This window comes from Kitasatospora sp. NPDC029367, from assembly GCF_055569135.1.
In genome coordinates this window covers 67,185-85,003 of record NZ_JBVHYH010000017.1, presented here as the reverse complement: position 1 = coordinate 85,003, position 17,819 = coordinate 67,185, and the positions used below count along the sequence as shown (strand labels likewise).

The 17,819-nt window shown below is 73.0% G+C and carries 13 protein-coding genes; 6 read left to right on the top strand and 7 right to left on the bottom strand.

All coding sequences use genetic code 11. From position 1 onward, the window contains the following. Positions 1–12: 12 nt before the first annotated feature. Genes ACZ4W5_RS12395 through ACZ4W5_RS12385 form a run of 3 tightly spaced genes read right to left on the bottom strand, consistent with a single transcriptional unit; the run spans position 13 to position 3,672 of the window. On the bottom strand, positions 13–1,020 hold the full coding sequence (locus ACZ4W5_RS12395; RefSeq protein WP_465654106.1) for a hypothetical protein: 1,008 nt from the start codon (positions 1,018–1,020) through the stop codon (positions 13–15). A gap of 2 nt (positions 1,021–1,022) precedes the next feature. Further along, positions 1,023–3,179, bottom strand: a complete 2,157-nt coding sequence (locus tag ACZ4W5_RS12390; RefSeq protein WP_465654105.1) for a hypothetical protein — start codon at positions 3,177–3,179, stop codon at positions 1,023–1,025. A gap of 22 nt (positions 3,180–3,201) precedes the next feature. Then, positions 3,202–3,672 (bottom strand): hypothetical protein, encoded by a 471-nt coding sequence (locus tag ACZ4W5_RS12385; protein WP_465654104.1) that lies wholly within the window; start codon positions 3,670–3,672, stop codon positions 3,202–3,204. A gap of 331 nt (positions 3,673–4,003) precedes the next feature. Here ACZ4W5_RS12385 and ACZ4W5_RS12380 point away from each other — a divergent pair, with 331 nt between their 5' ends. The 4 genes from ACZ4W5_RS12380 to ACZ4W5_RS12365 are packed head-to-tail and all read left to right on the top strand — an operon-like array spanning position 4,004 to position 9,832. Continuing rightward, positions 4,004–5,197 carry a CaiB/BaiF CoA transferase family protein gene (locus ACZ4W5_RS12380; RefSeq protein WP_465654133.1) on the top strand — a complete coding sequence of 398 codons (1,194 nt, stop codon included), beginning with the start codon at positions 4,004–4,006 and terminating at the stop codon, positions 5,195–5,197. A 2-nt stretch (positions 5,198–5,199) separates the two neighbouring features. Beyond that, positions 5,200–6,342 carry an acyl-CoA dehydrogenase family protein gene (locus ACZ4W5_RS12375; RefSeq protein ID WP_465654103.1) on the top strand — a complete coding sequence of 381 codons (1,143 nt, stop codon included), beginning with the start codon at positions 5,200–5,202 and terminating at the stop codon, positions 6,340–6,342. Positions 6,343–6,382: 40 nt separating this feature from the next. Beyond that, entirely contained in the window at positions 6,383–7,597 is a 1,215-nt protein-coding gene (locus ACZ4W5_RS12370) for an acetyl-CoA C-acetyltransferase (protein WP_360237299.1), read from the top strand. A gap of 39 nt (positions 7,598–7,636) precedes the next feature. Further along, positions 7,637–9,832 (top strand): 3-hydroxyacyl-CoA dehydrogenase NAD-binding domain-containing protein, encoded by a 2,196-nt coding sequence (locus ACZ4W5_RS12365; protein ID WP_465654102.1) that lies wholly within the window; start codon positions 7,637–7,639, stop codon positions 9,830–9,832. Positions 9,833–9,917: 85 nt separating this feature from the next. Here the strand turns inward: ACZ4W5_RS12365 and ACZ4W5_RS12360 are convergent, their stop codons facing one another. From ACZ4W5_RS12360 to ACZ4W5_RS12345, 4 genes are all read right to left on the bottom strand, one after another. Next, a complete protein-coding gene (locus ACZ4W5_RS12360) occupies positions 9,918–10,712 on the bottom strand; it encodes a MerR family transcriptional regulator (RefSeq protein WP_465654101.1) in 795 nt (264 codons plus the stop codon). A 247-nt stretch (positions 10,713–10,959) separates the two neighbouring features. Next, positions 10,960–12,006: an isopenicillin N synthase family dioxygenase gene (locus tag ACZ4W5_RS12355; protein ID WP_465654100.1), complete on the bottom strand. Its 1,047-nt coding sequence runs from the start codon at positions 12,004–12,006 to the stop codon at positions 10,960–10,962. A 287-nt stretch (positions 12,007–12,293) separates the two neighbouring features. Then, complete coding sequence (locus tag ACZ4W5_RS12350; protein ID WP_465654099.1) at positions 12,294–12,941, bottom strand: response regulator; 648 nt, start codon at positions 12,939–12,941, stop codon at positions 12,294–12,296. Next, complete coding sequence (locus ACZ4W5_RS12345) at positions 12,893–14,344, bottom strand: sensor histidine kinase (RefSeq protein ID WP_465654098.1); 1,452 nt, start codon at positions 14,342–14,344, stop codon at positions 12,893–12,895. Before ACZ4W5_RS12345 ends, ACZ4W5_RS12350 begins: the two co-directional genes overlap by 49 nt. 270 nt (positions 14,345–14,614) lie before the next feature. Between ACZ4W5_RS12345 and ACZ4W5_RS12340 the strand changes: the two genes are divergently transcribed. Continuing rightward, complete coding sequence (locus ACZ4W5_RS12340) at positions 14,615–15,340, top strand: ABC transporter ATP-binding protein (RefSeq protein ID WP_465654097.1); 726 nt, start codon at positions 14,615–14,617, stop codon at positions 15,338–15,340. Next, positions 15,337–17,727, top strand: a complete 2,391-nt coding sequence (locus ACZ4W5_RS12335; protein WP_465654096.1) for an FtsX-like permease family protein — start codon at positions 15,337–15,339, stop codon at positions 17,725–17,727. Before ACZ4W5_RS12340 ends, ACZ4W5_RS12335 begins: the two co-directional genes overlap by 4 nt. The last annotated feature ends 92 nt before the right edge of the window (positions 17,728–17,819 follow it).

Here is a 17,819-nt window from a genome sequence, read left to right as displayed (position 1 = left end):
CCCGTCCATTTCCTACAGGATCGGCTCACACCCGATCGCCTTGCCCCCGGCGGCGAGGAACTGCTTCCAGGTCGCAGTGCCGTCCGGGACGAGATCCCAGAGACCATCCGGTGTGAACCGGAAGCGGGTTGGGCGTCCCTGGCAGGTTGTCACCGCCTCGAACGTTCCCACCTCCTGAGCTCGGCCGAGTGTGGGCCCGGGGTCGCCGGTCGGTGTCGCCACGAGTCTGGGATCGGTGCCGATCGTGAAGGTGATCGAGGACCTGGGGTCCGTGTCCGAGTGGATGCGGCAGCTCCACAGCGGGTCGGTTCCGGGCGTCACGGTCGCCCGGTAGGCGGGGCCACCGGGCGTGTCGGGCATGGTGAGTCCCGGCAGGCCGCAGACGGCGTTGCGGTCGAGCGCGCGGTCCGTGCCCGCCGCGGTCAGTTCGTGCGGTGCGGGGAGCCGCTCCTTGCCACAACCCTGTTGTTCCGCAGCGCGGTTGGCCACCGAGACGGCGAGCCTGGCGAGCCCCGGGGCGTCGGAGGAACGGGATTTGGCCGTCGCCTGCTGTCCGCTGTCGCAGTCCGCCGGGAACAGCGCGAAGGCGAAGGACGAATCGCGCACAGCGCCGGCCGAGCCGCCGTTCGCCGATGCGGCGAACAACTGCGACTCCGCGTCGACCGCGAACGGGGTGAGGTTCGAGCTCTTGCGGAGGTCGACGGCGACGAACCGGTCGTCCCCGAAGATCCCCCTGCTCACCTTCGCCACACAGGACGAGCCGTCGGCCTTCAAGGTCTTTCCGTCGCCGTACATGGTGTCGCTGACCTTGCCCCACCCGAGGGCGTCGTTCACCGCGTCCGCGCTCACCGCACCACCGCACACGCTGTCGGGGCCGAAGGCGTTGGTCAGGTTGTCCGTCAGAAATGCCGTCCCGCCGGCCAACGCCGCCAGCGCGACCGTCGCGATGGCGGCGGCCCGCAGTCGCCGGGGACGCGGCTCGGTGGGGGCGTCGGTGTTCCGGTCGTCGTTGATCGCCACGGTCACCCCTTGCCGAAGGCAGCGTGGTAGGCGGTGTTGATCCCGTTGTCGTAGAAGGGCCCGGCGTCGAGCAGCAGATGGTTCGTCACCGTGCCGGCGCGGGCCGCATCCTTGGGATCGATGCCGTACTGGCTCGCCTTGCCCACGAGCATCGCGTCCAGCTCGGAGCGCCCCGCCGAGTAACGGTCGCTCACGCTGGCAGAGGTGGCGCTGTCGATCGGGGCTTTGGCCTGCTCTGCCCACGCGGCGGTCCCGACGTCGACGAGGCGCTGTGCCGCGTCTCCCAGCGGGATCACCTTCGAGACCCCCGGCATCAGGAAGTCCGGGGCCAGGTTCACGGGTGTTCCGATCGCGTGGTAGAGCATCCGCTGCTGCCAGTCGATGCTGGCCTTCTCGGCGTCCCCGTGATCCGTGGCCGCGTTGACGAACGCCGCGTCGAGCCCGCCGAGAACCTTGGCGGACTGCTCGGAGAAGGCGGACAGGACGTGGTCCGGACGTCCCGTGGCATCGGGCTTGAAGTCCTCGGGCCGGAAGGCGTCGAGGCGGCGGGCGATCTCCTCGGTCTGCGCCTTGTGCATGATCTGGAACGTGTCCGGGTCCTCCAGGGTGCCGCGGACCATGCGCAGGAGTTGCTCCGGCTTGGCCGTCAGCCCATTCGGCTCGGACGGGCTCTGCAGGTTGTTGCCGAGGATCTGGTACATGTCCGGGGCGTAGTCGGCGAACATCCTGGCCACCGGCTTGCGGAGGATCGCCGCCACCGAGGTCCGGTCGTCGGGGGTGGTGCCGCCGAGGGTCTTGACCGTCTCGTCCATGATCCGCTGGCTGACCGGGTCGTGCGGGGCCGGGTGCTGGTTCCGGTCGGGGCCGTGGCTGGTGGCGGCGTCCTCCAGCATGTCGGCGAACAGCTTGTGGGCGGTGTCGCCCAGGACGTCCGCGGGGAGCTTGCGCTCCTCGTCCTGGTCGAGCCAGTCACGGTCCTTGAGCAGGTGGACGAGGTTCTTGTTCTCGCTGGGGTCGAGAAACGCCTGGACGGTCTCCCGGTCGCCCTTCATCATCCTCAGGAGCGGAGCCAGCGGGTCGGCGTTGCGGGGGTCGTAGGAGAACTGCGGACCCCAGAGGTCGTCGCCCTTGAGCTTGGTGGAGGCCTCGTAGTCGAGCAGATCGGTTCCGACCCTGCGGACGAAGCCCTTGTCGAACGTTCCCTTCGCCGCCATGAGGGCGGTGAGGGCCGGGTAGTTGTCGTTCATCCCGACTGCCCCGGCGCTGGGGCGGCGGGCGGCTGCGAAGAGGCCGGCCTCCCAGTCCTTGCCCATGCCGCCGTCGCGGGTCGCGGTGGCGAGCAGCACCGACAGGTTGCCGTAGACGTCCTGGTAGCCCTGGGCGTTGTGCTTGCCGTGGGCGAAGTCGCCGTAGATCTTGGTGTACTCCAGGAAGGCCTCCGGGCCCTTCTTGCCGCCGTAGTTGAGGCCGCCGAGCAGCGTCGTGGCGAAGTCCTTGTTCTCCGCGTTGGCGGCCAGCAGGGTCTGCAGCTCCTTGAGCTGGTCACCGGTCAGGCCGCCGGCCTTCGACATCAGGTCGGTGGCGCGCTTGGCGTCGGCGATCGGGCCGGTGCCGCCGGGGGTGGGGTTGAAGGCGGTGTTGCTGGTGCCGATGTCGCTCTGGAGGTGGAGCGTGGCCCGCTGGTCGGCGGCGGTGGCCTTCTCGACGGCCTTGGCCAGGCGCTCCGAGATGGCCTTGGACTTGGCGGCCATGTCCCGTGCGAGAACCTCACTGTCGGGATCGTTCCTCGCCTCCTTCGGCAGACTCCAGCTGACCGTGCCGTCCGCCGAGACGCTCAGGTCCTGGGTCTGCGCGTCGTGGAGGGCCGTGTCGAGGTCGCGGCGGGCGGCCGTGAAGTCCTCGGCGGCGGTCTTCATGATCGCGGCGAGGGCGGTGGCGACGGCCGAGGCCTGCTTGAAGTCGCCGTCGATGCCCTGAATCACCTTCGTCGCCTCGTCGGCGGCCTCGCCCTTCCAGCCGGCCCGCTGCGGGGTGCTGGTGAGGTCCTTGGTGACCCGGCCGTCCAGCGCGGTGAGGGCCTTGGCGACCCCGGCCCACGCCTCGGCGGCGTCGGAGACCCCGGAGAAGTCGGCCTCGTGCAGTTCCTTGAAGGACACCATCTCTCTGTTTCCCCTGTCCTTACTAGCGGGCCGCGCGGAGGTCAGCGACGGTGGTGATCTCGTTGCCGTGGTAGTACTCGCGGGTCCGGTCGAGGCTGGTGGCCGCGTTGTTGACCTTGTCGTGCAGGGTCTTGCACTGGTTCAGCCAGCGCTCCGTGGCGCCGGTAAGGGCGCCGCCGAAGGAGAAGCCGCGGATCTTGGTCGACGCGGTGCTCGCGTACTCGGTGAGGCTGTGCGCGCCGGGCCCGGCCTTGCTGTTGGCGCCGTCGAGGTCGGTGGCGATCTGGCGGGCCACCCCGGCGGAGGCGGTGAGCTCGTACGGGGTGTCGAGCTGGCTGGTGGCCTTGCCGGGCGGGATGAGGGGGAGGGGTGGCACGGTGTTGCCACCGTCGGCCGGGGCCGGCGGGGCGTACGGCGACTTCTTGGCCGTGGTGGTCGGCATCGGGTCCGTGGCCGGGGCGACCGGCCCGGTGGTGAAGTACGGGCTGCCCATGTCTGCGTGTTCCTCCCCTGGTCGGCGGGGGTTCGTGCACCCCCTTCGGCATGACGACCGTACAGGTCGGCTCCGTCAGTACACCGACGCACCCTCCGTGCCGACGGTTGCACCGGGCGTGATCGGCTCCATCAAGGTTTCGTCAGGAGGGAATTGGCGGGGGATCGGCGACGCGGCTGTGCGGGCGAGGGCTTGTTACCGGCGGGTCGCTTCCCTATCATCGCGAGTGTTACAGCTTTACTGTCAAACCCCGGAGGGGCTGCGGCCAGTGCGTGACGCGAGCAATTCGGCGAGCAGTCCGGCGACCGCTCCGGCCGCCGGTGCGGGCCCGTTGGCGGGCGTTCGGGTGGTCGAGCTCGCCGGGATCGGGCCGGGGCCGTTCGCGGCCATGCTGTTGGGCGACCTCGGGGCGGACGTGGTGCGGGTGGACCGCCCGGAGCCCTCGCCGCTCGGGACGGACCCGGCGTACGACGTGACCAACCGGAACAAGCGGTCGGTGCTGGTGGACCTCAAGTCGCCGGAGGGGCCCGGCCTGGTGCTGGACCTGGTCGAGCGGGCCGACCTGTTGATCGAGGGCTACCGGCCGGGGGTGGCGGAGCGGCTCGGGGTGGGCCCCGGGGCGTGCCTGGCGCGCAACCCGGCCCTGGTGTACGGGCGGATGACCGGGTGGGGCCAGCAGGGGCCGCGGGCCGCCACCGCCGGGCACGACCTCGGGTACGCGGCGGTGGCCGGGGTGCTCGGGCTGGTCGCCGCGGAGGGCGGGGCCGACGTGCCGCCCGGGATCCCGGCGAACCTGCTCGGCGACTACGCGGGCGGCTCGCTCTACCTGGTGGTCGGCCTGCTCGCCGGGCTGCACCACGCCCGCGCCACCGGCGCCGGGCAGGTGGTGGACGCCGCGATCGTGGACGGCGCGGCGCACCTGGGCAGCATGCTCTGGGGCCTGCTGGCGGCCGGCCACTGGCAGGACCGCCGGGGCGTCAACCTGCTGGACGGCGGTGCCCCGTTCTACGCGATCTACCGGGCCGCCGACGGCGGGCACCTCGCGGTGGGCGCCCTGGAGCCCCGGTTCTACACGGAGTTCGCCCGCCTGCTGGAACTCGGCCCGGACGCGCCCGGCCAGTACGACCTCGCCCGCTGGCCCGAACTGCGCGCTCTGATCGCCGCCCGCTTCGCCACCCGGACCAGGGCCGAGTGGGAGGCTGTCTTCGCGGGCTCCGACGCCTGCGTGGAGCCGGTTCTGACGATGCGTCAGGCCGCTGCCGAGGGGCATCTGTCGGCGCGCGGCACGTACGTCGAGGCGGGTGGCGTCACCCAGCCCGCCCCCGCCCCGCGGTTCTCCGTCACCCCCGGGGCGCTGCGCCGCCCGCCGGCCCGGCCGGGTGCGGACACCGCGGAGGTGGCCCGGGACTGGGGCGTGCCGGCACTCGACCGCGTGTCGCTCGACGGCGTGCCGTCCGCGCACCCGTGCGACCCGCCGGCCGGTGTCACCGAACCTCTCAACTCCGCGACCGAACAAGGGGAGTAGCGTTGCAGCGCGAGATCTTCACCGAGCAGCACGAGGACTTCCGGGCCACCGTGAAGGCCTTCCTCGCCAAGGAGGTGCTGCCGCACTACGACCGCTGGGAGAAGGCCGGCATCGTCGACCGCTCGGTCTGGCTGGCGGCGGGCCGGCAGGGGCTGCTGGGCATCGCGGTGCCCGAGGAGTTCGGCGGCGGCGGCGCCCCCGACTTCCGCTACGCCGCCGTGCTGGCCGAGGAGTTCGCCCGGTCCGGTGCGTCCGGGCTGGCGATCGGGTTGCACAACGACATCATCGGCCCGTACCTCACCTCGCTCGCCACCGAGGAGCAGAAGCGGCGCTGGCTGCCGGGCTTCTGCAGCGGTGAGCTGATCACCGCGATCGCGATGACCGAGCCCGGCACCGGTTCCGACCTCCAGGGCATCCGCACCCAGGCGGTGGACCGGGGTGACCACTTCGTGCTGAACGGTGCCAAGACCTTCATCTCCAACGGCATCCTGGCCGACCTGGTCGTCGTGGTCGCCCGGACCACGCCGGAGGGCGGTGCGCACGGGCTGAGCCTGCTGGTGGTCGAGCGCGGAACGCCCGGGTTCGAGCGCGGCCGCAACCTCGACAAGATCGGCCAGAAGGCCCAGGACACCGCGGAGCTGTTCTTCGAGGACGTCCGGGTGCCGAAGGAGAACCTGCTCGGCGAGCTCAACGGCGGCTTCGTCCACCTGATGCAGAACCTCGCCCAGGAGCGGCTCACCATCGCCGCCGCGGCGATCGCCGGCGCCGAGTACCTGGTCGAGATCACCACCGACTACGTCAAGCAGCGCGAGGCCTTCGGCCGGCCGCTGGCCAAGCTCCAGCACGTGCGCTTCGAGATCGCCGAACTGGCCACCGAGTGCGCGATCACCCGGACCTTCGTCGACCGCTGCATCACCGAGCACAACCGCTACGCGCTCACCCCGGCGGACGCCTCGATGGCCAAGTGGTGGGCCACCGAGCTGCAGAAGCGCACGGCCGACCGCTGCCTCCAACTCCACGGCGGCTACGGATACATGAGCGAGTTCCCGGTCGCCCGGGCGTTCACCGACGGTCGCATCCAGACGATCTACGGCGGCACCACCGAGATCATGAAGGAGATCGTCGGCCGCTCCATCCTCGGCTGACCCCTCCGCCAACCCCCCTGCCCCGAAAGGCATCCCCATCGTGACCACCGAAGCGTACGTCTACGACGCGATCCGCACCCCGCGCGGCCGCGGCAAGGCCACCGGCTCGCTGCACGGCACCAAGCCGATCGACCTGGTCGTCGGCCTGATCCACGAGATCCGCCGCCGCTACCCCGAGTTGGACCCGGCCGCGATCGACGACATCGTGCTCGGCGTGGTCAGCCCGATCGGCGACCAGGGCTCCGACATCGCCCGGATCGCCGCCATCGCGGCCGGCCTGCCCGACACGGTGGCCGGCGTCCAGGAGAACCGCTTCTGCGCCTCGGGCCTGGAGGCCGTCAACCTGGCCGCCGCCAAGGTCCGTTCGGGCTGGGAGGACCTGATCCTGGCCGGCGGCGTGGAGTCGATGTCCCGGGTCAAGATGGCCTCGGACGGCGGCGCCTGGTTCGCCGACCCGATGACCTCGTACGAGACCAACTTCGCCCCGCAGGGCATCGGCGCCGACCTCATCGCCACCATCGGGGGCTTCTCCCGCACCGACGTGGACGCCTTCGCCGCCGAGTCCCAGGCGCGCGCCGCCAAGGCGCAGGCGGACGGCCTGTTCGACCGCTCGGTCGTCCCGGTGCGCGACCGCAACGGCCTGGTCGTGCTGGAGCGCGACGAGTTCATCCGCCCCGGCACCACCGTCGAGACCCTGGCCGGCCTCAAGCCCTCCTTCGCCGCGATCGGCGAGGCCGGCGGCTTCGACGCCGTCGCCCTCCAGAAGTACCACTGGGTGGAGGCCATCGACCACGTCCACCACGCGGGCAACTCCTCCGGCATCGTGGACGGCGCCGCCCTCGTCGCGATCGGCAACCGCGAGGTCGGCGAGCGGTACGGGCTGCGCCCGCGCGCCCGGATCGTCTCCGCGGCCGTGTCCGGCTCCGAGCCGACCATCATGCTGACCGGCCCCGCCCCGGCCACCCGCAAGGCCCTCGCCAAGGCCGGGCTCACCGCCGCCGACATCGACCTGGTCGAGATCAACGAGGCCTTCGCCGCGGTCGCCCTGCGCTTCATCGGCGAACTCGGCTTCCGGCACGACCAGGTGAACGTCAACGGCGGCGCGATCGCGCTCGGCCACCCGCTCGGCGCGACCGGCGCGATGCTGCTCGGCACCGTCGTCGACGAACTGGAGCGGCGCGAGCTGCGCTACGGCCTGATCACCCTGTGCGTGGGCGGCGGCATGGGCGTCGCCACCATCGTCGAGCGCGTCTGATCCCCCTCTCCCCCCGGTAGACCTGGAGACCTTGAACCCATGAGCGACACCACCACCATCCGCTGGGAGCAGGACCGGGACGGCGTGGTCACCCTCGTCCTCGACGACCCCACCCAGTCCGTCAACACCATGAACGAGGCCTTCACGGCCGACTTCGAGGCCACCGTCGAGCGGCTGGCCGGCCTCGGCGACGCGTTGCGCGGCGTGGTGGTCACCTCCGGCAAGAAGACCTTCTTCGCCGGGGGAGACCTGCGGATGCTGTCCGCCGCCCGCCCCGAGGACGCCGAGGCCGTCTTCGAGAAGTCCATGCGGATCAAGCGCTCGCTGCGCAAGCTGGAGACCCTCGGCAAGCCGGTCGTCGCCGCCGTCAACGGCAGCGCGCTCGGCGGCGGCCTGGAGATTGCCCTCGCCTGCCACCACCGGATCGCGCTGAACACCCCCGCCAGCCGGATCGGCCTGCCCGAGGTCACCCTCGGCCTGCTGCCGGGCGGTGGCGGCGTCGTCCGCACGGTGCGGCTGTTCGGCATCACCGACGCCCTGCTGAAATTCCTGCTGCAGGGCCGCCAGTACCGCCCGGCGCAGGCGCTGGAGCACGGACTGGTGCACGAACTGGTCGACACCCCGGAGGAGTTGACGGCCCGGGCGAAGGCCTGGATCGAGGCCAACCCGACCGCGGTCCAGCCCTGGGACGTCAAGGGCTACAAGATCCCCGGCGGCACCCCCGCCACCCCCGCCTTCGCCGCCAACCTGCCCGCCTTCCCGGCCAACCTGCGCAAGCAGCTCAACGGCGCGCCCTACCCGGCCCCGCGCAACGTGCTGGCCACCGCGGTGGAGAGCAGCCAGGTCGACGTCGACACCGCGATGGTGATCGAGGCCCGCTACTTCACCGAGCTGGCCTGCGGGCAGACCAGCAAGAACATGATCCAGGCGCTGTTCTTCGACATGCAGGCGGTCAACTCCGGCGCCGGGCGGCCCAAGGACGTCGAGAAGCGGCTGGTCCGCAAGGTCGCGGTGCTCGGCGCCGGGATGATGGGCGCCGGCATCGCCTACGCCTGTGCCAAGGCCGGCATCGAGGTCGTGCTCAAGGACGTCAGCACCGAGGCCGCCGAGCGCGGAAAGGCCTACTCCGAGGGCCTGCTGAACAAGGCGATCGCCCGCGGCCGCTCCACCGAGGCGAAGCGCGACGAACTGCTGGCCCGGATCACCCCCACCGGCGACGCCGCCGACCTGGCCGGCTGCGACGCGGTGATCGAGGCCGTCTTCGAGAACACCGAGCTCAAGCACAAGGTGTTCCAGGAGATCGAGGGCGTGGTCGCCCCCGACGCGCTGCTCTGCTCCAACACCTCCACCCTGCCGATCGGCGTGCTCGCCGAAGGCGTCCGGCGCACCGGCGACTTCATCGGCCTGCACTTCTTCTCGCCGGTCGACAAGATGCGCCTGGTCGAGATCATCCGGGGCCCGCAGACCGGCGACGAGGCGCTCGCCCGCGCCTTCGACCTGGTCCGGCAGATCGACCGGACCCCGATCGTGGTCAACGACTCCCGCGGCTTCTTCACCTCGCGGGTGATCGGCCAGTTCCTCAACGAGGGCGTCGCCATGGTCGGCGAGGGCATCCACCCGGCCTCCGTCGAGCAGGCCGCAGCCCAGGCCGGCTACCCCGCCAAGGTGCTCTCCCTGATGGACGAGCTCACCCTCACCCTGCCGCGCAAGATCCGCGACGAGTACCGACGCGCGGTCGAGGCCGCCGGCGGCACCTGGACCCCGCACCCGGCGGACACGGTGGTGGACCGGATGGTCGACGAGTTCGGCCGCCCCGGGCGCAGCGGCGGCGCGGGCTTCTACGAGTACGGCGAGGACGGCAAGCGTGGCCGGCTCTGGCCGGGGCTGCTGGAGCACTTCGCCGGTGGCGCCGAAGGTGCCGAACCGGTCGACCCCTCGGAGGTCCCGTTCGAGGACCTCAAGGAGCGGATGCTGTTCAGCGAGGCGATCGACTCGGTGCGCTGCCTGGAGGAGGGCGTGCTCACCTCGGTCGCCGACGCCAACGTGGGGTCCATCCTGGGCATCGGCTTCCCGGCCTGGACGGGCGGCGTCTTCCAGTACATCAACGGCTACCCGGGCGGCCCGGCCGGCTTCGCGGCCCGCGCCCGCGAACTCGCCGCCGCCTACGGCGAGCGGTTCGCGCCGCCGGCGCTGCTGGAGCGGATCGCGGCGGAGGGGCGGACCTTCACCGACTGACCACCTTCACCGACTGACCAGAGTGGCGGAGGGCAGGAGGTGGGGCCGTGCGCGCGAGGGCGCGGCCCCACCCGGGTGCTGCTGGCTAGGTGCCGGGTTCCGCGCCGGATTCCTCGCCGGGTTCCGCGCCGGGCTTCTCGCCTGACGCCTCGCCCAGTTCGTCGCCCAACTCCTCCCGCAGGAAGCGTTGGAACGCGGTGACCAGCGCCTGCGCCACCATCGGCTGGATGTGGTCGGTCAGCTCCTTCATCCGGGCCAGCTCCGCCGGATCCGGCTCGCTCTCCCGGTACGGCTTCCAGACCGTCTCCCGGAACAGCCGCTGCAGCTCCCGGGCGGTCGCCCGGCTGTGCTCCACCACCACCGCCCGGGCGGCCAGCAGCGTCTCCAGCGGGATCGGCACGTCCAGGATCCGCACGCCCAACGGCAGCAGGGCCGGATCCGTCCGGAACACCTCAGGGTCGGGGGTGCGCTCCAGCGCCCCCATCGCGACCAGGCGCTCCACCTGCTCCTCCGACAGCCCCCGGCCGGCCCGCCGCTCCAACTGGGCCCGGCCCACCTCCTCGGCCGTTTCCGGTGTCCAGGACGCCACCAGCGCCCGGTGGATGGCCAGGCCCAGCGGGGTGCTGTCCTCCGGCAGCCGGGCCAGGTAGCGCTCGATCGCGGCCAGGGTCAGCCCCTGCCGCTGCAACTCCTCGATCAGCCCCAGCCGGTCCAGGTGCGCGGACCCGTACAGCCCGACCCGCCGCGGACCCAGTTCCGGCGGCGGGAGCAGCCCCTTCGTCCCGTAGAACCGCACCGTCCGCACCGTCACCCCGGCCCGCGCCGCCAACTCGTCCACCGTCAGCCGCACCTCGCCGACCCCGGCGCTGTGCTCCCCCATCTGCTGCCTCCCGCGCTGGCACACTCCTGCTGTGACAGCTGCAGTGTGACAGTGCGGTGCGATCAGGTCCATCGGACGGGGTGGGCGGCCCGGGCGGTGGCGAACCGGAGGCGGCGGCCGGGCGGCGGCGGCCTGGGCGGTGGTGGCCCGGAGGCGGTGGCCTGAGCGGTGGCGGCCCGGAGACTGCGAACGGCGCCCGCCCCGGCGTCGGGGCGGGGCACCTGTGGGGTCTCTCGCGGGCCTCGGGTCAGGCGAGGGCGGCGTGGTGGCGGCGGGTGACCTCGGGGTGGGCCCGGGTGTAGCCCTTCCACTCGTTGAAGCCGAAGTCGGCGAAGAGGGGGTTGGCCGGGTCCTCGGTGGCGCCGGGGGCGTGGTGGGCGAGGGGGAAGTCGAGCGGCTCGATGTGGGCGTCGAGGCGGGGGTTGTAGAAGAACGGGACGGAGTAGCGCTCACGGGCTCCGGCCGGGCTGACCACGCGGTGGCTGGTCGCCTTGAGGTAGCCGTCGGTGGCCACCTCCAGCAGCTCGCCGAGGTTGACCACGAAGGCGCCGTCGAGCGGCGGGACGTCCAGGAAAGTGCCGTCCGGGCGCTCCACCTGGAGGCCGCCGACGGTGTCCTGGAGGAGCAGGGTGATGAACCCGTAGTCCTTGTGGGCGCCGACGCCCTGGCCGGCGCCGTCGGGCGCGGTGCCCGGGTAGCGGACCAGCTTGAGCCGCAGGTGGGGGTGGCCCGCGAAGGCGTCGTCGTAGAAGTCGGGGCGGGCGCCGATCGAGGCGAGGAGTTCGTGCAGCAGGCGGCGGGCGACCGCGCCGAGGTGGTCGATCCAGCCGAGCGCGGCGGTGCGCAGCTCGGGGAGCGCGGCCGGCCACTGGTTGGGACCCTCCAGCCACCAGTACGGGGGCTCGCCGCTGCCGGGGGCGTGCGGGGGCAGCTCGGCGCCGATGTCCAGCTGGTCGCGCCAGTCCTGGCTGCCGCCGGTGCGCTCGTCGCCGGTGCGGGTGTAGCCGCGGTAGTGGGGGGAGTTGAGGTTGCTCACGGAGAGCCGGTCGGCCTCGGGGAGGGCGAAGAAGGCGCGCATGGCTGCGGTGAGCGCGGCCGTCTCCTCCGGGGTGACGCCGTGGCCGACGAGCTGGAAGAAGCCGACGCCGGTGGCGGCGGCACGGAGCTCGTCGTGCAGGCGGCGGCGGTCCTCGGGGCTGCCGTCGGCGAGCGAGAGGTCGATCACCGGGAGGGCCTCGGGGTGCGCCTCCGGGGTGGAGCCGGATCCGGATATGGGCGTGTACTGCTGCGTCATGTGTGACATCCGCTGGTCTCGTCCCGGCTGGTCCCGGTGGTCGACCAGGGAAGGCCGGAGCCGCGCCTGGTGGGGCGGGTGCTCCGGTAGCCGGGAGGTGGTGGCGGCCGCGTCGGGGCTGCCGTGAGGGTGGGTGGCGCGAGGTTCAGCCGGAGCGTCGACAGGACATGGTCGTCACGCGGAGCAGGTCCACGTGGCGGCGGCGAACAAGGATGAGCACCTCACCAGGGTAGATGACCCGTTCGGTGCCGGGCGAGCCCCCCTGGGCGGAGGGGCCGTCGAGGTCGTCAGGAGTTGTTGAGGTAGGCCAGGACGGCCAGGACCCGGCGGTTGTCGTCGTCGGAGGGCTGGAGGTCGAGGCGGACGAAGATCGACGCGGTGTGCTTGGCGACCGCCCGCTCGGTGATCACCAGCTGCTGGGCGATCGCCGCGTTCGAGCGGCCCTCGGCCATCAGCGCCAGCACCTGTCGCTCGCGTGGGGAGAGGGTGGAGACCGGGCCGGCCGAGGAGTTGTGGGTGAGCAGTCGGGTGATCACCTCCGGATCCATGGCCGTACCACCCTGGGAGACCCGGCGGACGGCGTCGAGGAACTGGGCACCGTCCAACACGCGGTCCTTGAGCAGGTAGCCGATCCCGCCGGAGCTGCCGGCCAGCAGCTCGCGGGCGTAGAGCTGCTCCACGAACTGTGACAGCACCAGCACGGGGAGTCCCGGGTGGGCCCGCCGGGCGGCGAGTGCCGCGCGCAGCCCCTCGTCCGTGAAGCTCGGCGGCAGCCGCACGTCGACCACGGCGATGTCGGGCCGGTCGGCGGCGATCGCGGCGAGCAGCTGCTCGCCGTTCTCGACCGCCGCGGTGACCTTCATGCCGTTGGCCTCCAGCAACCGGGTCAGCCCGTCCCGGAGGAGGAAGAGGTCTTCGGCGATGACAACGCGCACGGGATCTCCAGGTTCACGATGGTCGGCCCACCGGACGGACTGCTGATCGCGAGTACCCCGTCGAAGGCGGCCAGTCGGCGTTCGGTTCCGCTGAGGCCGGTGCCCCGGGACGGGTCCGCGCCTCCGCGCCCGTCGTCGGTGACCGATATCCGCAGCAGCCCGTCACTGTGCCCTATCTCGATCCACACGTGCGAGGCCCCGGCGTGTTTCACCGCGTTGGCCAGCAGCTCGGTCACCGCGAAGTAGGCGGCCGACTCCACCGGTGCTGGGGCCCGGCCGGACAGGCCCCCGGTGAAGGTGACCGGCAGCGGCAGGTCCAGCGCGGTGGCCTCCACCGCGTCGGCCAGGCCGCGGTCGGCCAGCACCGGCGGGTGGATGCCCCGGACCAAGTCCCGCAGTTCGCCGAGCGCCTTGACCGAGGACGTCCGGGCCTCGGCCAGCAGCGGCCCGAGGGCGTCCGGGTCGTGCTTCACCTGCTCGGCAACGGTCAGCAGCATGCCCAGCGCCACCAGCCGGGCCTGCGCCCCGTCGTGGAGGTCCCGCTCGATCCGGCGCAGCTCGGCCGCCCCGGCGTCGATGGTGTCCGCCCTGGTACGCGCCAGATGGCTGACCTGGCGGGCGAGTTCGGTCTGCCGGGAGGGCCCGAGCAGGGACCTGGCGGCCCTCTCGTGCAGCCTCAGGACGGGCGGTGCCGCCCACAGGAGCGCGAACGGGGCCGCCCAGACACCCATGCCGTAGACGATCACCAGCGGGAACAGCAGCCCGTTCCGGCCGAAGATCTCCAGGGCGATCGGCGCCAGCACCACGATCGCGGCCGTGAACAGCACGGCGAATCCGGTGAGGAGGGCCCAGGCGAAGTCCCGCCAGGTCGCCGGGTCGGCCAGCCAGCCGCCGGCCGACAGCCGCTGCCAGGCACCGGCCCCCTCGGCCGGGCGGCGGTACGGCACCGGGATCGGCCGCCCGCTCCACCGCTCGACGATCCGCCGACTCTCGGTGGCGATCCAGCGTGCGCCGAACAGCCCGAGCGCCAGCAGCGAGGGCGCCAGCCAGAGCGAGACGGACCGGCCGCCGGGCGCGGCGCCGCCGTACAGGTGGGTCGCCGTCACCGCGAGCGCGCCCGGGGCGAACAGCGCGGCCCCCAGCGCCCGGCCGGAGCCGCCGGTGGCCCAGCAGAGCGCCCAGAGGGCGACCGGCCCCAGCGGCACCGCCAGGATGAGCGGCCCGCCCAGCCCGAAGTGCCCGGACTCGTCCGGACCGAACAGCGCGGCACCCAGCACGATCGGCCCGGCCAGCAGCGCGATCAGCCCCGTGACGGCCATCGTCGCCACGTACCAGGCGCGCACGCCGTCCGCGCAGGCTTGGCCCAGCCGTCGAGCCACCCCGGTGATCGCTTCCGTCCTCATGTCGCCCCCCTTTCGTCCCGGGCCCCGCGGGGCCCGAAGTCTGCCTGCCGGAGCCCTCCGTGAGCATCCGTCCCGATCTTCCGCGGAGTCAGTCTGCCCGTCGTGATCGTCCGGCGCTCTAGGCCTGAACACCCAGTTCGGGGTGTATCTGGATACACCCCCAGGACGCCGCCTAGACGGCTGTCCGGGCCCGACCGCGGATTCGTAGCGTGATGTTCCGTCAGCCGGTCCCGGGTCCCCCGGAGCCGGACCCCGAACCGTGGAGGGCCCGTGAACGCGCCGATCATCAGGATCCGCGGCGTCAGCAAGACGTACGACCGATCCGACGCCGCCCGTCCCGCCCTGGCCGGGCTGGACCTCGACGTGCGGGCCGGCGAGGCGGTGGCCGTGCTCGGCCGCTCGGGCAGCGGCAAGTCCACCCTGCTGAACCTGGTCGCCGGCCTCGACCGCCCGAGCGAGGGCGGCGTCGAGGTGGACGGCGTGGCCGTCCACGAACTCGGCGAGGCCGCGCTCGCCGAGTACCGGCGGACCAGGATCGGCATGGTGTTCCAGTTCTTCAACCTGCTGGACGACCTCAACGTCGAGGACAACGTGCTGCTCCCGGCCCAACTCGCCGGGACGCGGCGGGAGCAGGCCCAGGCCCGGGCCGGTGAGCTGCTGGAGCGGCTCGGGGTGGCCCGGCACGCGAAGGCCTTCCCCGGTCGGCTCTCCGGCGGCGAGCGCCAGCGCGTCGCGGTGGCCCGGGCGCTGATGAACCGTCCGCCGCTGCTGCTGGCCGACGAACCGACCGGAGCACTGGACACCGCCTCCGCCGCCGACGTCCGCGACCTGCTCCGCGGGCTCAACGCCGAGGGCCAGACGATCCTGCTGGTCACCCATGACACCGCGCTCGCCGAGGCCTGCGCCGACCGGACGATCGAGCTGCTCGACGGCCGCCTGGTCCGGGACACGGCGGCGGTGCCGGCCTCCGGCGGCCGGAGCGGGGTGGGCGCATGAACGCGATGGGCAAGGTGGTCCGCGCCGGGGTGGGCCGCAAGCGAGTGCAGACCCTGGTCATGGTGCTCACCACGATGATGTCCGTGACGGCGTGCATCCTCGCCCTCGGGCTGGTGGTCGCCGCCCAGGGCCCGTACGAGCGCGCCTTCACCGACCAGCGCGGCGCGCACCTCAACGTGCTGTACGACCGGACGAAGGCGAGCCCCGCCCAGCTGGCCGCGGCCGCGCACGCCCCCGGGGTGACGGCCTCGGCCGGCCCCTACCCGGCGGTGACCCTCCAACCGCGGGCCGGCCAGGACACCAGGATCCCGCCCGCGGGCAGCCTGCTGCCGCCGATGACGCTGGTCGGCCGGGCCCAGGACGGCCCGATGGACGACCTGCGGATCACCATGGGCCGCTGGATCGCGGGCCCCGGCGAGGTGGTGTTCCTGAACGGGCACTCCCCACTGGCGGTCGGGGACTCCGCGCAGTTCCCGGAGCTGCCGGGGCAGCCGACGCTCAAGGTCGTCGGCCTGGCCGACTCGGTCTCCTGGAGCGCGGACGGCTGGGTCGCCCCCGAGCAGGTGGCCGGGCTGACGGCGCCGGGTACGACGCCCGCCGCCCAGTACCTCTACCGCTTCGCCCACGCGGGCAGCGACGCCGAGGTGGAGGCCGACCACGCGGCGATCGCCGCTGCGGTACCGGGCGGAGCGCTCACCAAGGCCACCTCCTACCGGTCCGCCCGGGAGGAGGCCAACCGGACGGCCTCGACCTTCGTCCCGTTCGTCACGGCCTTCGGGGTGCTCGGCCTGGCCATGTCGGTGCTGATCATCGGCGTCGTGGTCGGTGGCGCGGTGAGTGCCGCCACCCGGCGGATCGGCATCCTCAAGTCCCTGGGCTTCACCCCGGCCCAGGTGGCGCGGGCCTACGTCGGCCAGGCGCTGATCCCCGCCGGGATCGGCACCGCGCTGGGCGTGCTGGGCGGCAACCTGCTGTCCGTGCCGGTGCTGGGAATGGCCCACAAGGCCCTGCGCGGCGGCCTGCTCGGCATCCCGCTCTGGGTGGACGCGGTGGTCGCGGTCGCGGCCCTGGGCGCGGTGGTCGGCACCTCGCTGGTGCCGGCCCTGCGGGCCGGGCGACTGCGCACCGTGGAGGCGCTCGCGGTCGGCCGGACGGCGCCGGGCGCCAGGAGGGCGGCCGCCGGGGGTTCGGCGGGTCGGGCCGGCGTGGCGGGCCTGCTGTCCGGGGTGCGGGACGCGATCGGCCGGCTGCCGGTGCCGAGGGCGCTCAGCCTCGGGCTGGCATCCCCGCTGAACCGGCCGGGCCGCTCGGCGACCACCGCCGCCGCGGTGGTGCTCGGCACGGCCGGTGTCACCCTCTGCGTCGGGCTGACGCTCTCCCTGGGCTCGCTCCAGGACGGCCTGACGGCCGACCGCGCGGGCAAGGTCCTGGTCCAGGTCCCGTTCGACGGCTCCGCACCGGTCGACCACGTGGACGAGGCGGCCGTGGCGAAGGCGATCGAGTCCCGCCCCGGGACCCGGGCCTGGTACAGCAGCGCGCCCGCCGCGGCGACGGTGGCCGGGAGCACCGATCGCTCCGAACTGGTCGCCTTCACCGGCGACACCTCCTGGAGCGGCTTCCAGATGGTCACGGGCCGCTGGTTCCACGGCGCCGGCGAGACGGTGGCCAGCGCCGCCTTCCTGCGGGCCAACCAGTTGAAGGTGGGGGACACCGTCACCCTCGCCGACCACGGGCGCACCACCCCGGCGAGGATCACCGGGGAGGTCATGACCACCCAGGACGTGGTGTTCCTGGACCGCGCCGCACTGGAGCCGCTCGGCGGCGCGGTCCACGCCGAGGCGGTCTCCTTCCACATCGACCTCACGGCGGGCACCGACGCGGTGTCCTACGCCGACGGACTGGACGCGGTGGTCAAGCCGATGGGGCTGAGCGCCGACCCCGGCGAGGCGCACATCAACATCGTGGTGCTGGCGGTGAACACCCTGGCGGGCACGCTCACCCTGCTGCTCTCGGCCGTGGCGGGGCTCGGGGTGCTCAACACCGTGTTGCTGGACACCCGGGACCGGGTGCACGACCTGGGGGTGCTCAAGGCTCTCGGGATGTCGCCCCGGCAGACCGTCGGCATGGTGCTCACCTCGGTCTGCGGCAGCGGCCTGCTGGCCGGCCTGGCCGGGGTCCCGATCGGGGTCGGGGTGCACCACCTGGTGATGCCGGCGATGGCCCGCGCCGCCGGCATCGGGGTGCCGGACGCGGACCTCACGGTGTTCGCCCCGTCGGTGGTGGGGCCGCTGATATTCGGCGGGGTGGCGCTGGCCCTGCTCGGCGCCCTCCTACCCGCGACCTGGGCCGCCCGCGCCCGGACGGTCACGGCCCTGCGGACGGAGTGACGACGGAACGACCCGGAGGGCGACGGGCCCGCTCCCACAGGTGCCCGCCCCTCCGGGAGCGGGCCGGCCGAGGGCCACAGGGCCGACGGCCA

Coding starts and splice junctions, on each gene's coding strand:
- ACZ4W5_RS12345 (WP_465654098.1), bottom strand. CDS start 14,344: ATGAGGACGGAAGCGATCACCGGGGTGGCTCGACGGCTGGGCCAAGCC.
- ACZ4W5_RS12385 (WP_465654104.1), bottom strand. CDS start 3,672: ATGGGCAGCCCGTACTTCACCACCGGGCCGGTCGCCCCGGCCACGGAC.
- ACZ4W5_RS12355 (WP_465654100.1), bottom strand. CDS start 12,006: ATGACGCAGCAGTACACGCCCATATCCGGATCCGGCTCCACCCCGGAG.
- ACZ4W5_RS12360 (WP_465654101.1), bottom strand. CDS start 10,712: ATGGGGGAGCACAGCGCCGGGGTCGGCGAGGTGCGGCTGACGGTGGAC.
- ACZ4W5_RS12335 (WP_465654096.1), top strand. CDS start 15,337: ATGAACGCGATGGGCAAGGTGGTCCGCGCCGGGGTGGGCCGCAAGCGA.
- ACZ4W5_RS12390 (WP_465654105.1), bottom strand. CDS start 3,179: ATGGTGTCCTTCAAGGAACTGCACGAGGCCGACTTCTCCGGGGTCTCC.
- ACZ4W5_RS12365 (WP_465654102.1), top strand. CDS start 7,637: ATGAGCGACACCACCACCATCCGCTGGGAGCAGGACCGGGACGGCGTG.